This is a genomic window from Halomonas sp. ML-15 (genome assembly GCF_014779595.1).
In the GTDB taxonomy this organism is placed as follows: domain Bacteria; phylum Pseudomonadota; class Gammaproteobacteria; order Pseudomonadales; family Halomonadaceae; genus Franzmannia.
The window spans coordinates 1-14,539 of record NZ_JACXZT010000003.1; the positions used below are offsets into that span (position 1 = coordinate 1).

General features: G+C 67.5%; 10 protein-coding genes. 6 read left to right on the forward strand and 4 right to left on the reverse strand.

What is annotated here, in order from left to right:
* On the forward strand, positions 1–75 hold a 75-nt coding region (locus tag IEI94_RS22930; RefSeq protein ID WP_412030898.1), incomplete at its 5' end, for an IS3 family transposase.
* A gap of 79 nt (positions 76–154) precedes the next feature.
* Here IEI94_RS22930 and IEI94_RS03635 read toward each other — a convergent pair.
* The 3 genes from IEI94_RS03635 to phhA are packed head-to-tail and all read right to left on the reverse strand — an operon-like array spanning position 155 to position 2,533.
* Positions 155–1,342, reverse strand: coding sequence for an amino acid aminotransferase (locus IEI94_RS03635; protein WP_191165683.1), 1,188 nt, complete (start codon positions 1,340–1,342; stop codon positions 155–157).
* A complete protein-coding gene (locus IEI94_RS03640) occupies positions 1,343–1,681 on the reverse strand; it encodes a 4a-hydroxytetrahydrobiopterin dehydratase (RefSeq protein ID WP_089660087.1) in 339 nt (112 codons plus the stop codon).
* Positions 1,682–1,729: 48 nt separating this feature from the next.
* A complete protein-coding gene (phhA, locus tag IEI94_RS03645) occupies positions 1,730–2,533 on the reverse strand; it encodes a phenylalanine 4-monooxygenase (protein WP_191165685.1) in 804 nt (267 codons plus the stop codon).
* Between the two features lie 286 nt (positions 2,534–2,819).
* On the opposite strand from phhA, the gene IEI94_RS03650 reads away from it, so the two are divergent.
* Positions 2,820–4,391 carry a sigma-54-dependent transcriptional regulator gene (locus tag IEI94_RS03650; protein WP_191165688.1) on the forward strand — a complete coding sequence of 524 codons (1,572 nt, stop codon included), beginning with the start codon at positions 2,820–2,822 and terminating at the stop codon, positions 4,389–4,391.
* A 40-nt stretch (positions 4,392–4,431) separates the two neighbouring features.
* On the forward strand, positions 4,432–5,043 hold the full coding sequence (locus tag IEI94_RS03655; RefSeq protein ID WP_191165689.1) for a hypothetical protein: 612 nt from the start codon (positions 4,432–4,434) through the stop codon (positions 5,041–5,043).
* 6 nt (positions 5,044–5,049) lie between these two features.
* On the opposite strand, the gene IEI94_RS03660 is transcribed toward IEI94_RS03655, so the two are convergent.
* Entirely contained in the window at positions 5,050–7,029 is a 1,980-nt protein-coding gene (locus IEI94_RS03660) for an ATP-dependent DNA helicase RecQ (protein ID WP_191165691.1), read from the reverse strand.
* A gap of 407 nt (positions 7,030–7,436) precedes the next feature.
* Between IEI94_RS03660 and IEI94_RS03665 the strand changes: the two genes are divergently transcribed.
* The 3 genes from IEI94_RS03665 to IEI94_RS03675 are packed head-to-tail and all read left to right on the forward strand — an operon-like array spanning position 7,437 to position 14,538.
* Positions 7,437–8,828: a hypothetical protein gene (locus IEI94_RS03665; RefSeq protein WP_191165693.1), complete on the forward strand. Its 1,392-nt coding sequence runs from the start codon at positions 7,437–7,439 to the stop codon at positions 8,826–8,828.
* Positions 8,825–9,649 (forward strand): hypothetical protein, encoded by an 825-nt coding sequence (locus IEI94_RS03670; RefSeq protein ID WP_191165695.1) that lies wholly within the window; start codon positions 8,825–8,827, stop codon positions 9,647–9,649. The genes IEI94_RS03665 and IEI94_RS03670 overlap by 4 nt, the downstream gene beginning before the upstream one ends.
* Positions 9,646–14,538 (forward strand): hypothetical protein, encoded by a 4,893-nt coding sequence (locus IEI94_RS03675; protein ID WP_191165697.1) that lies wholly within the window; start codon positions 9,646–9,648, stop codon positions 14,536–14,538. Before IEI94_RS03670 ends, IEI94_RS03675 begins: the two co-directional genes overlap by 4 nt.
* Position 14,539: the final 1 nt, after the last annotated feature.

Genomic DNA, 14,539 nt, shown 5'->3' on the forward strand with positions numbered 1-14,539 from the left:
CATCAACGGATCAAGCAGAGACTAAAAGGCCTGAGCCCAGTGCAATACAGGACTCAGGCCATGGTCGCCGGTTAAGAGAACTAACCGTCCAACGATTGGGGGTCAGTTCAGATCCCGGGCGCTTTGCTGGAGAGATAGCCGGAGGCTGGCCGGCTCAGTTGACCGCAGCGATCGCCTTGGCCAGGTACTCGAGCTTCTCGGTAGAGAAGCCGGCCACGTTGGCTCGCCCTGAGCGCACCATGTAGATGCCGAACTCGTCGCGCAGGCGGTCGACCTGGGTCGGGGTCAAACCGGTATAGGAGAACATGCCGCGCTGCTCGGCGATGCAGGCGTATTTGGCGTCGAGCCCGTAGGGCTTGAGGGCGGCGACGAAATCCTGACGTAGGCCGTTGATGCGGCTGCGCATCTCGGTCAATTCCTCGCGCCACAGGGCGGCGAGTTCTGCCGACTCGAGAATCTCGGTCACTACCGCACCGCCGTGGGAGGGCGGGTTGGAGTAGTTCTCACGGGCCACGATGGCCATCTGCGAGCGAACGTTCTCCATCTGCTCGGCATTCTTGGCCACGGCGATCAGCGCGCCGGTACGCTCGCTGTAGATGCCGAAGTTTTTCGAGCAGGAGCTGGTGATCAGCAATTCATCGAGGGTTTCGGCAAACAGCCGCACGCCGAAGGCGTCCTCGTCGAGGCCGTCGCCAAAGCCCTGGTAGGCGAAGTCGATCAGCGGCAGAAGCTCGCGCTCCTGCACCACGCTGAGTACCTCGCGCCACTGGGCCTGGGAGAGGTCGAAGCCGGAGGGGTTGTGGCAGCAGGCGTGCAGCACCACCACGTCGCCCACCGGGATCTGTTTGATCGCCGCCAGCATGCCGTCGAAGTCGAGGCGGTTGTCGGCATCCACATAGGGATACTTGCTCAGCTCGAGGCCCGCGGCAGTGAAGATGCCCAGATGGTTGGGCCAGGTCGGGTCGCTGACCCAGATGCCCTTGCCGGGCAACTGGGTCTTGATGAAGTCCGCCGCCAGGCGCAGCGCACCGGTGCCCCCCGGGGATTGGGTGACACTGGCGCGGCGCGCCTCGAGCACCGGCGAGTCGGCGCCGAAGATCAGCGGCTGAATGACCTGACCGTAGCGCGGATCACCATGCGACCCGATATAGGTCTTGGTGGTCTGGTTGTCGAGCAGCAGCGCCTCGGCTTTCTTGACGGCCCGCATCACTGGCGTGTTGCCCTTGGCATCACGATAGACCCCGACCCCAAGGTCGACCTTGTTAGGATTGGTGTCCTGATTGAAGGCCTCGATCAGCCCGAGGATGGCATCCCCGGGGACCCGCTGAATCTGCTCGAACATTTACTCGGCTACCTCGTCGGTTCTGGCGGCAAGAATGAAATCGTTCTTGTGCAGGCCCTTCATCTCGTGGGACCACCAGGTCACGGTGACCTTTCCCCACTCGGTCAGGAGTGCCGGATGGTGGCCGGCTTCCTCGGCGATGTCGCCTACGCGATTGGTGAACGCCAGGGCCTGCTTGAAGTTGCGGAACGTGAACACACGCTCCAACTGCATGATGCCATCGCGCTCCATGATCTGCCACTCGGGAATGGCCTGGCGATACTCGCTGATCTCGGCCTCGGTGACGTGGGGGGCATCCCAGCTGCAGGCTTCGCACTGCTGTTGTGAAAGATCGCTCATGGGGTCTCCTGGTTGGCTATTGGGGGGTGTAGAGGTAGGCGTCATGCCTCAAGCGGCCTTGGGCGGAAACTTGGGCTCGAACAGGCCAAGCGTCATGGCCTGTTCGACCATTGCCATGATGTCCTGACGTGAAAGGTCGTGCAGCCGGTGCAGATCGTCAAGCACATAGTAGAGCGGCTGCAGAATATCGATGCGATATGGCGTGCGCAGCGCATCGACGGGGTCGAAGGGGTGGTGCTCGGGTGTCTCTGAGAGGGCGTGAAAGGTCTCCTTGGGTGAGGAGATGATGCCGCCGCCATAGATGCGCCGGCCCTGGGGCGTATCGACCAGGCCGAACTCCACGGTCAACCAGTAGAGCCTGGCGAGATAGACCCGCTGCTTGGGGGTGGCTGCCAGGCCCAACTGGCCATAGGTAGCGGTAAATTCGGCGAAGTCCGGGTTGGTGAGCATCGGGCAGTGGCCGAAGATCTCGTGGAAGATGTCCGGCTCCTTCAGATAGTCGAGCTCTTCCGGTGTGCGGATGAAGGTCGCTACCGGAAAGCGGCGGCTGGCGAGCAGCTCGAAGAAGGTGTCGAAAGGAATCAGGGCCGGTACCTGGGCGGTGCGCCAGCCGGTGGCCGCCTCCAGCACGCGATCCACGTCGGCCAGCTGGGGAATCCGATCATGGGGCAGCCGCAGACGTTCGAGGCCGTCGATATACTCCTGGCATACACGACCGTCGATGATCGAGGTCTGACGTTCGAACAGCGTCTGCCAGGTGGCGTGCTCCTGGTCACTGTATTCTATATAGCCGCTCTCATCCGGCATGCGGGCCTGGTACTGGCTAGCCTTGGCGCTTTTCTGCTGGGTCATGGCAGGCTCTCCCTGAGGTTGTGGTTATTGTGAGCATGGGAATCCATGTCAGTGTCGGCGCAGCATGAAGTTCCGGGTAGGGGCCAATCGGGCGAGGCGGGCAGCATGTGTGCCGGGCGGCGTAAAGAAAATGTTACGAGAAGGCGTGCTTAGCCGCTGTAAAAGCGCTACATCACGTGCTCAGCACCTTGAGTCGAGGGTAACTGTCACGCTACGTTGACACTACAGTCACGCCAGCTTGACGCTAACGTCAGCGGCAGCCCGCTGTGGCGTTCAAGGAGCCCGAATGCGTCTCAAGATTCACTGCCAGAACCGTATCGGTATCCTGCGCGATATCGTCTCGCACTTCGCTGACTACGGCGTCAACGTGGCCCGCGGCGAAGTGGGCGGTGATCACGGCAATACCATCTATCTGTTCCTGCCGCGGCTGCTCAATGCCCAGCTGGCCACGCTGAAACCGACCCTGGAAACCGTCCCTGGAGTGTTCAGCGTCAAGCGCGTCAACCTGATGCCCAGCGAGCGCCGTCATCTTGAGCTCGATGCACTGCTGTCGTCGCTCTCCGATCCGGTGATGTCGATCGATATGGAGGGGCGCATCGTCGCCGCCAACCGCGCCGCGGGGCAGATGCTCGGGGTGCGCGTCGACGAGGTGCCGGGGCTGTCGCTGGATCGCTACCTGCCGGACTTCGACCTGCCCGAATTGATCCGCCGTAACAACGCCCGGGTCAACGGCCTGCGTCTCAAGCTCAAGGAGGCGACCTACCTGGCCGATATCGCCCCGCTGCACAGCGAGAGCGACGATGACGTGGCCTCGCTGGCAGGGGCCGTGGTCACTCTGCACCGTGCAGATCGCATCGGCGAGCGTATCTACCAGGTGCAGCGCCAGGAGCTACGCGGCTTCGAGGCGATCTTCCAGGCCAGCCCGCGGCTCGCCGAGCTGATTCGCGAGGCGCGGCGCATGGCGCCGCTGGATGCACCGCTGCTGATCGAGGGCGAAACCGGGACCGGCAAGGAGTTGCTGGCCCGCGCCTGTCACCTGGCCAGCCCGCGGGGCCAGGCTCCATTCATGGCCCTCAACTGCGCCGGCCTGCCGGAGTCGATGGCCGAGACCGAGCTGTTCGGCTACGCCCCCGGGGCCTTCGAGGGGGCCCGTCCGGAGGGCAAGCTGGGGCTGCTGGAGCTCACCGCCGGCGGCACCATCTTCCTCGATGAGGTGGGCGAGATGAGTCCGCGGCTGCAGGTCAAGCTGCTGCGCTTCCTGCAGGATGGCGGCTTCCGTCGCGTCGGCAGCGACGAGGAGACCTTCCTCGACGTGCGGGTGATCTGCGCCACCCAGCAGGACTTGCCGCAGCTCTGCGCGGCAGGGCTGTTTCGCCACGATCTCTACCACCGGCTCAACGTACTGTCGCTGCAGGTCCCCCCGCTGCGCGACTGCCTCGACGGCATCGATGAGCTGGCGCGCCACTTCCTCGACCGCGCCGCGCGCCAGATCGGCTGCCCGCTGCCACAACTGACGCCGGCGGCGCTGGCACGGCTTTCCGCCTACCACTGGCCGGGCAATGTACGTCAGTTGGAGAACGTGCTGTTCCAGGCGGTGTCGCTATGCGAGCAGGCCACCATCGAGCCCCAGCATCTGCGCCTGCCCGACGTTGGCCAGGCGCCCGGTCTGGCGGGTATCGACCTCGACGGCGAGCTGGGCACGATCCTCGGCGAGGTGGAGAAGCGGGTGCTGGCGGCGCTCTATCCACAGTATCCGTCGAGCCGTCAGCTCGGCAGGCGGCTCGGGGTGTCGCATACCACCATCGCCAACAAGCTCAAGCGTCACGGCATTGGCAGTGGTGAGGGTGAGACGTCCTGAGCTGCTAGAGTAGAGGCACCGCACCGACAAGGAGATGACCATGGCCGATTCCTCGGCAGCCGGTGTGCCGCGCTGGCTCAAGCTGGCCTTTACGCTGTGGATCCTGATCTGGGCGCCGAGCTATGTGGTGCTGCTGGGCGCCCAGAACTTCTTCTGGCTGTGCAACGTGGCGAGCTTCCTGCTGCTGGTGGCGCTATGGAGCGAGCATCGTACCCTGATGTCGATGCAGTGGCTGGCGGTGGCGCTGGTCGGCGGCCTATGGACGTTTGACGTCGCCACGGCGGCGCTGACCGGCGTCCACCCCATCGGCGGCACCGAGTACATGTTCGACCCCGAGCATCCGCCCATGGCGCGGGCCATGTCGCTCTATCACGTGGTGCTGCCGCTGGTCGCCGGGATCGGCGTCGCCAAGCTCGGCTACGCGCGCCGCGCGCTGCTGTGGCAGACTCTGCTGACCTGGATCGTGGTGCCCTTGACCTACCTGTTCACCGAGGCCGAGCGCAATATCAACTGGGTGCACGGCCCCTTCGGCCAGCACCAGGAGACTCTCGACCCGCTGCTCTATCTGTTTCTGCTGACGCTGCTTTGGCCGGTAGCGGTCTACCTGCCGGTGCATCTGCTGATGGTCGGCTGGCAGCGCTGGCGGCGCTGACCGCCGTCAGTGGCCGAACTGGCGGTTCAGCGCCTCGCGCACCTCAGCGTAAGGCCACGCCTCCAGGGCGGCGAACCCCTCGAGCTGGCGCGCCTTGAGGCGTGTCAGCAGCGGGGTGGTCAGGCCGGTCAGAAAGCGCGTTAGTAGATCGACGCTAGGCGCCGGCGCCTCTGCGCTCTCGGCGATCCGGTTGAGCAGCGGCTGGCACAGTGCCGCTACCTGCTGTGCATCCAGCGGGGCCGGGGCTTCGCCGCCGGGCAGCCGCGCCACCTGCCCGTGGCAGGCGGAGCAGTGGCCGCACTGCTGAGGGACACGGTCGTCGCCGAAGTACTCGGCCAGCCGCCGGCTGAGGCACTGGTCGGATTCGAACAGCGCCAGCATCGCCTCGAGCCGGGCAATCTCGGCGCGCTCCTTGTCGCGAAAGTAGTCGAACAGCGCATCGGCCAGGCCCTCGACGTCGATATCCGGCCGCGAGATCGCGTAGACCTCGGTCATCTGCTTGCTCTCCAGGGCGATCCAGCCCTTGTCGCTGAAGTACTCAAGGGCGCGAATCACCCGCGGCCGGGCCACGTCAAGGCCGCGTTCGGCGCCGAGCCGGGTCAACGCCTCGAGGTCGAGGCTGCACCAGGTCTTGGCCCGCGGTGCGGCCTCGACGATGGCGGCGACGAAGTCGCGTCGCTCGCCGTCGAAGTGAGCGATCAGCGCCTCGGGTTCGAGCCGATACTGGAAGCGGTACTCGGCGAAGTAGGCGTAGCGCGGGGCGATCACGCCGCGCAGCTCGAGCTGCACCAGTAGCGTCTTGAGCGGCAGCGGGCGGATATTGCTGTGCTGGGAGAGGGCGTTCAGGGTCAGCTCCCACTGGCCCTGGGGGGCGGCCTCGCGGATCGTCTCCAGCACTCGCAGGATGCCGTCGCGCTCCGGGGTGTCGCCGTAGACGAAGTTCTCCAGCGCGGCCAGGGCGTCGCGGCCGCCCAGCATCAGGCAGTCGGAGGGCTGGCCGTCGCGCCCGGCGCGGCCGATCTCCTGGCTGTAGTTCTCGATCGACTTGGGCAGATCGACGTGCACCACGTTGCGAATATTGGCCTTGTCGATGCCCATGCCGAAGGCGATGGTGGCGACGATACAGTTGACCTCGCCGGCCATGAAGGCCTGCTGCAGGGCGTCGCGGGCCTCGCTCTGCATGCCGGCGTGGTAGGCGCGGGCGTCGATGCCGGCCTTGCTCAGATAGGCAGCGATCTGCTCGGCGCGTTTCTGCAGGGTGACATAGACGATGCTGGGCTGCGGCGAGGGGCCTTCGAGGCGCGGGCGCAGCCAGTCGCGCAGGGCGCGGACGCGCTGTTCGGCGGGCACCGGCTGGACCAGCAAGTTGAGATTGGGGCGATAGAAGCCGGTCAGGGTGACGTCGTCGGCGTCGATGGCGAAGCTGGCGCGCATGTCCTCGATCACCCGCGGCGTGGCGGTGGCGGTGAGCAGCAGCGCCTGGGGAATGGCGAACTCGCGCTGGTAGTCGGGCAGCTTGAGGTAGTCGGGGCGGAAGTTGTGGCCCCACTCGGAGAGGCAGTGCGCCTCGTCGACCACCAGCAGCGATACCGGCACCTGGCGCAGGAAGGCGCGGAAGCGCTCGTTCTTGAGGCGCTCCACGGAGATCATCAGGACCTTGATCTCGCCCCGGCGCACGCCCTCCATTACTGCGCTGGCCTCTTCGCGGCTCTGGCGCGAGTCGATGCTGGCGGCGGCGATGCCATGGCGGGCCAGGAAGTCGAGCTGATCCTGCATCAGTGCCAGCAGCGGCGACACCACCAGGGTCAGATTCGGAAGATGCAGCGCCGGCAGCTGGTAGCAGAGCGACTTGCCGGAGCCGGTGGGGAAGATCGCCGCCGCCGAGCGGCCGGCCACCAGCGCCTCGACCACCTGGCGCTGGCCGGGTCGAAAATCGTCGTAGCCGAAGACCTGCTTGAGCGTGGTGGCGAGTGCGTCGCGGGGCATGGCTAACCTCCTTGTCTGGCCAAAGGCTCTATCCTACACCGCTGGGCGTGCCCCGGCTTGGTGCTAGCGACGAACTACCACGAGATGAGGGGCGCCGGGGGCAAGCCGGAGGGGAGGTTTGCGCCATGGGTGAGGAGCACCGCTCCGAACGGGCTGGCCATGGATGGCCAGCACCGGTCCTGCAAGCGGAGCAGGATGCGAGAGCGCAGCAGGGCGCAAGGTAGCGCCCAGGGACGGGTTCACAGCGCCTCCCCATAGGCTTGCCGCCGGATCAGCCCCGGGTGGGGTTACCGTCCAGGCTAGGCTGTGCCCCCCGGCGCCCCTCACAGTTGTGCTGGATAATAATCGCTCATGACCCGAGGGGGTACTCCTTGGCATAATGGCGCTTTTGCCCTCAGGGAAGACCCATGACCGCCTGGAGCCAGCTACTCGTCGCCACCACGCGGCTGATCGACCTGCACGACAGCGGCCACGAGCCCGGCTCGCCGTTCGTCCAGGTCAGCCAGGAGAGCCGCCGCGGGCTGCGCGACGGCTACTGGCTGGACCTCGGCTGCCTGCTGCTCGACTATCTGCTCGACGTCGACTTCGCCACCAACAGCGCCTTCGTGTCGCAGACCCGCTGCCTGGCGCAGCTGCGCGAGACCTACCCGGACCTGCCCCACGATGACCTGAGCTTCGTGATCAACCTGCTGGCCACCCCCAGCGAGCTGCACTTCCGCCAGCTCGGCGTCGAAGATAACGCCGCGCGGGCCTCGCGCAGCACCAAGCGCACCGCGCTGATCGAAAAGCAGGGGCAGACCGGCCAAGTGCGCCTGACCGCCAGCGGCCGCCAGGCGGTAACCCTGGCCAGCCAGGTCGAGGACCTGCTCTACTCCGAGTACGATGCTGCCAAGGTGTTGGCGGCATTGGCCCGCGGCGACTTCGCCCGGGTGCCGGATATCACCAACCAGATCCTGCTGGCGATCCGCGGGTTGACCCAGGAGCTGCGCCGGGTGCGCGAGAACCCCACCCGGGAGGGCAAGCTGGCGGAGCTGCTCGATAACCAGCGCCACTACCATAATGCGCTGTCCAGCATCCAGCGCACCCTGCTCGACGCTCGCTCGCAGCTGGCGTCGCCGCGGCTGATGGAGCGCTTCGCCGAGTGGCGCGAGACCGAGCTGGCCGCCAGCGGCGAGGAGTGGGATCTGCGCATGCTCTCCAGCGCCATCGGCCGGGTACTGACCGCCATCGAGAACCTCTCGCGGCGGCTCGCCGAGCTGCTCGCCGATATCGCCGAGGGGCGCATCCAGTCGATGGGGGTGGTGGACTTCGCCGCCCTGGCCCGCGGGCTGCTCAATAGTGCACCGGCGCCGGCCCTGCAGCAGGCGCTGGTGGCGCGGCTGATGCCGCTCCACGTACAGGTGGCGGTGCCGCGCATGGCGCCGCTGATTCCGCTGCTGGAGACGCGCCGCGCCGAGACCAGCCACGCTGCACTGGTGTTCGACGAGCACCACGATGCGGCGCCCGAGGATCCGCTGCTGGCGCGCTTTCTCGAGGCCCGCGGGCCGGCGCTGCGCCAGCGTATCCAGCGCGAACCGCTGTCATTGCCGGCCGCGCTGGCCGAGGGCTGGCACTGCTTCGAAGAGGGCGACTGCCTGGCACAGCTGCTCAACACCTTTGTCGATACCGAACTGCTCGATGGCCGCCTGGCGGTGGGCATCGATGCCACGCCGTTCGAGCTGACCCTCGACGACGGCCGATGTGTCCGCGGCGCGGTGACCCCGTCACTGCGCCTCTCTGATCAGGATGATCCGCGATGAACATGAGTGAAATGGGCGAAGTGGTCGCCTATCTGCTGCGCTATCGCAGCGCCGAACGCGCCCCGGGCAGCGGCCGCAAGCGCCGCGCCGCCCGTGAAGGGCAGCTCTCCGAGCGTGACGTCTGCGCCTTGATCGATGACGCCAGCGACCTCGAGCGCGAGGCGCTGCGCGATTTTCTGGCCGGCCAGGGGCTGCGTCTCAAGGCCTTCGAGTCCGGCGACTATCCGGGCATCGCGCCGGGCTCACGCTACTATGCGCTGTTACCTGACCCGGATCTCGAGCAGCCGCCGCTGTATACCCGCGAGCCGGTGTTCGAGGCGCTCAAGCTGCGCCAGGAGAGCCGTGCCGAGTTGGCTCAGTGGTACCTGCAGCTGTGGCTATTGATGCATACCCTGCTCTACACCCGCTACAACCGTGCGCTGTCCGACGTCAGCCGCTACCAGGAGGCGACCTTCGCCACCAGCGAGCTGCTCGACCTGCTGCGCGAGCAGCTCGAAGCGCTGCGCAGTCTTGGCGACGCCGCCCCGGAGGCGAGTCGTGCGCTGCTCGATGAGCGCGGCGAGGATCTCAACCGCCGGGTGCGCGCCTTTATCGAGCTGCAGGCCCGCGCCGGCCTACTTGAGGCGCCGCGGGAGACGCCGTCGGATGAGGAGGGCGAAGCCGGCGGTGACATCTGGCAGCAGACGCTGCTGGGGGCGCTGGAGAGTGAACAGGTCGGCGTGCATCAGCTGGGCCACCTGCAGTCGCTGGCCGAGGGGCGTATCGCCGAGTCGCCACTGCCAGAGCCTGAACAAGCCGCCGGCATGGAGGCCGACACATGAGCGTGATCAACCGTATCGAAGTCGCCAACCTGCTCAACAAGCACGGCGATATCGCCTCGCCCTGGGACGCCAAGATGCGTCACCTGCTGCTCGACCTGCGCGGCCAGTCCAGCGCCATCAGCATGGAGAACGGCTTCGGCAAGACCACCCTGGCCGAGGCGCTGATCGGCTTGCTGTCGCGGGACCGCTCACTGATCTCGCGCACCCGGCGCAAGTGCTCGCCGTCGACGGTGGCCGGGCAGGGGCGCAGCTGGAGCCATCTGCGCGTGGAGTTTCGCTCGCGCAGCGGCGGCGAGCGCCAGGACGATATGCTCGCCGCCGCCGGGGAGGAGGTCGCCGGCGAGACCTTCGTGTTCGGCTTCTACGGCTACAGCGACGGCAGCGGCCTGTCGTTCTACCACTATCCCGGACGGCTCGAGGATATCCCGGTTCACCATATGACCGCCGATGGCATGCTGGCACTCTACGCCAACAGCGATATCAAGACCGCCATGGCAAGCCGCAACGTGCGCCTGACCCATAACCGCGAGGAGTGGCTGGATGCGGTGGGCGCCCACGTCTCGCGCCGCGAGCTGGCGCAGCTGGCCGCCTTCCAGAAGGAGGGCGGCGCCGACAAGAGCCAGATCTTCAATGCCATCAAGCCGCGTGGCGGCGAGAAGGCCGACCAGGCGTTCTTCTTCGAGGTGCTGGCGCCGGAGATTCTGTCCGGGGCGACCCGCGGCGAGACCGACGAAAGCGAGGAGTTGATCGAGGAGGTGATCCTCAACTCCGGCACTCATATCACCGAGCTGCGCCACCGCCTCGACGAGGCCGAGAGCGATCAGCGCCGCACCGCTGACAAGGTGGCCAGCCTGGCGGCGCTGAGCGCCGACGGCACGGCGCTGCTCGAGGCCCGCGAGGAGCGTGAGCGTCTCGACGAGGGGTTGGCGAGCCTCGAGCGGCTGCTCGGCGGCCAGGCCCTGGCCGGGTTGCCGGGGCTGCCCCAGCAGCGCAGCGACGACGACATCGATGCCGCGACCCTGTCCGGCTTCGCCTGGGCGGTGGGCGATACCGGCCGGCCGCGGGTCTCGACCTGGTTGCTGGCCCGCCTCAGCGGTGCCAGCGAGCGCAGTGTTCGCCAGGCGCTCTCGGAGCGCGGGGCGCGGGTCGATGCCCATCGCCGGTTGATCCACCTGCCCGGTGCCGAGTGGCTTGGCGGCCGCGACCTGGGCCACGTGGCCTTTGCCGCCGCTCGTGACTGGCTGGCCGAAACGCTCAGCTTCAACGATGACAGCGCCCGCCACCGCGCTCTCGAGACGCTGGATGGCGGTGCCGAGGCGTTCGAGACGCTGGATGGCAACCGCTTCCGTGAGGAGGTGATCGCCGACCACGCCTACCTCGACGAGCTGGATCATGACCTCGAGAGCCTCGAAGGCCAACTGGAACGGCTGGAGCAGGAGCGTGAACGCCTGGAGGGGCAGCAGCGCGAGTTCGTCGACAACCAGAGCTTCTATACCCAGGCGCTCGGCGATGGGCTGTTCAGCGAGGCCGAACTGGAGGCGCCGGAGCAGACCGCCGAGGCCAGTCGCCGCGAGGCCGAGGAGGCGAGGAGCGCGCTCAATGCCCATCTCGGCCGTAGCGGTGAGCTCAAGCAGGTCGCCGCCTGGCACGCCGAGTTCCGCCAGCGCCACCCGCAAGAGACACCCGCCGAGCGGCTGGCCGAGAGAATTGAGCGCGAGGCGTTGATTGAGGAAGCCCGCGACGACGCCGAGCAGCAGCGCCAGCCGCTGGTTGAGCGCTGCCGCGAGCTGCGTGATGAGGCTGCCACTCTGCGCGATGAGCAGCAGCGCCTGGCCGGTGAACAGGGCTTGCTCAGCCACAGCCAGGGGCCCTGGCAAGCGTTCGTCGATGGCTGGCCTGACGAGGATCCACGCGGCTTCTGGTCGCGCCGCAAGACCCAGCTGGCCGAGCTCGAGACCCGCTGCCGCGAGGCGCAGCAGCGTCAGCAGGATGCCCGGCGCGAGCAGGCACGCCTGGCGCCGCTGGCCGAGGCCGCGCGGCGCTATGCCGAGCTGCACGGCGACGACGAGCCAGTTCACCTGCGTACCCGCCTGCGTGAGCAGGAGCGTGAGATGGCCGACGCCGAGCATCGCCTCGCCCAGCGCGAGGCCGAGCTGCGTGAGCTGCACCAGGCGCGATTGAGTTTCGCCGAGCGCAGCGAACTGGCGCCGGCCGAGTGGCTGCGAGACGCCCAGCGCCGCTACCCGCGGCTGCTCAGCGAGGCCGAATCGCTGGAGGCTGCCATTGCCGAGCGCCAGCGTTATCTGGAGAGCCTCAGCGGCGATCCCCTCGAGCGGCGTGCGGTAGAAGCCGAGGCTGAGCGCCTGCTGGAGCGTGAAGAGATCGCCTGGCAGCCGCTGCACGAAGTGCTCAACGCCGACCACTGGCCGGAAAACCAGCGCCGTGAATGGCTGGCCCAGGCCGCTGGTGTGCTGTTCGCCCCGGTGGTCGAGGGCGACGCCAACGCCGAAGACGTTGCCGGCCTGCTGGTCGACGCCGGCCTGGCGCTGCCGGCACTCGAAGCCGCGACGCTGACGGCGCGACTGACGGCCGGGCGCTCGCCGCTGGGCGCGGTACAGGGCGTCGAGACGCTGGCGGTCAAGGCGGCACTCGATCCGCGCTATCTGGACGAACTGCGCCAGGCCACCGAGTGCCGGCTGGCCGCTGACCGCGAGCGCCAGGCCGCGCTGGAAGTCGAGTGTCGGCGTCTCGATCCTCACGGCGAGGTCTACGCGCTGGCGGTGCGCGCGCGCCAGGCCGATGAGGCCGACGTGGTCACCGCGTTGGAGGCGCTGGGCGCCGAGCAGGCGACCCTGGCCGAGCGCCAGGCGGCGTTGGCACCGCGCCTGAGTGATGTCGCGCTGAGTTGCATCGACGACTACCAGCGCTATCTCGAAGAGGGTGGTGAGCTAGCCCTTGAGGCCACTGCCGAAGCGGCGCTGGCGGCGGAGAGCGAGCTGGCCGAGCAGCGTCCTCGGCTGGTCGAGGCGCAGCAGGAACTGGAGCGCCACGGCACAACCTGGCTGGCGGCGGAGCAGTTTGCCAACGCCGGCGGCGTCGAGCGCCTCGAGGCGCTGGAGGCACGTCTCGATGCCTTGGCCGAGCGTCAGGCCGTGGTCGGCGAGCGGCTGCAGGAGGCCGAGGAGCTGCGCGAAACGCTGGAGCGTCGTCTCAGTGATCTCGATGCCGAACGACACGGGCTGTTTGCCGACGGCGAGCGCGACCGGCTGCGTGCTCTGGCCGAGTTCGAGGCCGAGGGCGGCGTCGAATTTATCGAGACCGCCGCCGAGGTACAGGAGCAGCTCGAGGCGCGCTTGGCCACGACCAACCGCCGCGCAGACTTTTCGTTCACGCGGATTCGTGCCTATCTCGACGTACGCGATGCCGGCGGTGGTGGTCACAAGCTCGAGCGTGAAATCGCGCGGGTCAAGCGCGAACACGGCGAGCGTCGTCAGCGGCGCAAGGACAAGCGCGACGAGCGCGACGGCGTCAGCGAGCGGCTGGCCACCCAGCGCCGGGCCATGGAGTGGGTCGACCAGCTCGCTCTCGAATGGTTGGCGGTGGTGCGCGAGCTGCCCAGCGGCTGGGCGCAGCGACTGGCGGCGCTGCCCACGCCGCAGGATAGCGCCGTATGGCCCCAGGACGACCCGGCAAATGAGCTGCGGCAAGCGGCGCTGGATGACTGGTGGCAGTGCGCCGGCAGTAGTGCCGCGGATCTCGACCTGGCGGCCCTCGAAGCGTGCCAGCAGACCCTGATCGAGGCGCTCCACGAGCTCAACCTCGGTGAGCGGGCGCGTAATCGTGAGCGCCAGGACAAGGCGGTACGCGCCCTCGAGCGGCGGCTGGCCGAGGCGCTGGAGGCTGCGGCCCAGAGCCGCGCCTTCAGCGACACCGAGCGCGCGCGACTCGGTGCACTGCAGGGCGTCAGCGCCGCGGCGCTGGCTGATCTGGCGGCACTCCACGACCAGCTCGATGCCCAGCTCGGTGAGCATCGCCAGCGCGTCGAGCGGCTGCACACCTCCCGCGAGCAGATCGAGGGCACCCTGGTCGAGCGCCTCAGCTCGATTATCGCCGACGCCGCCGGCAATCTGGATATCCTCAAGCGCGTGGCGCGTAGCCACGGCGAGGGGGGCGCCTACTTCGAGGTCAAGGCCGCGCTGATCGACGGCGAGCCGTTGCGAGAATTGATCACCACTCTGCTGGCGGATATCGATGAGCACCAGGTGGCGCAGAAGCGCCGCGCCGAGCGCGACGGCGGCATGCCTGACGGCGATGCGCGACGCCGCGACGACGACCTGCTGCGCCAGATCCGCCGGCGCATCTACCGCGGGCTGTTCCATGAGGTCGCAATCCGTCTCAAGCACGATGCCATCCGCCCTCACGGCCGGCTGTTCTCGCTCAACGAGGATATGTCCGAGGGGCAGCGCGAGGCGGTCTCGCTGATGTGGCTGGTCAAGCTCTCGGAGTTCGCCATCGAGCGCGAGTTGCGTGAACTGCCCGGCCACCACAAGCGCCGGGCGCGCAACAGCCGCGAAAGCGTGATCCTGCTCGACGGCCTGTTCTCCAAGCTCTCGCACCGGCGCCTGATCCAGGACTCGCTGGAGTCGCTGCGCAACACCCGCGGGCGCTTCCAGATGATCGGCCTGATCCACAATCCCAACTACGAGAACGACCCGGCAATCTTCCCCACCTATCTGGTGGGCAGCGTGATCGGTGGCGTCCAGGGGCAGGGCGGCCACGTGATGGTCCGCGACGGCCGAACCGTGGAACCGGAACGGCTCGGCCGCAGCGCCGGTGAGGCCAGCCTTTTTGGTATTCACGTTACCGAGCCGGTCGAAGAGGAGTCGTGAT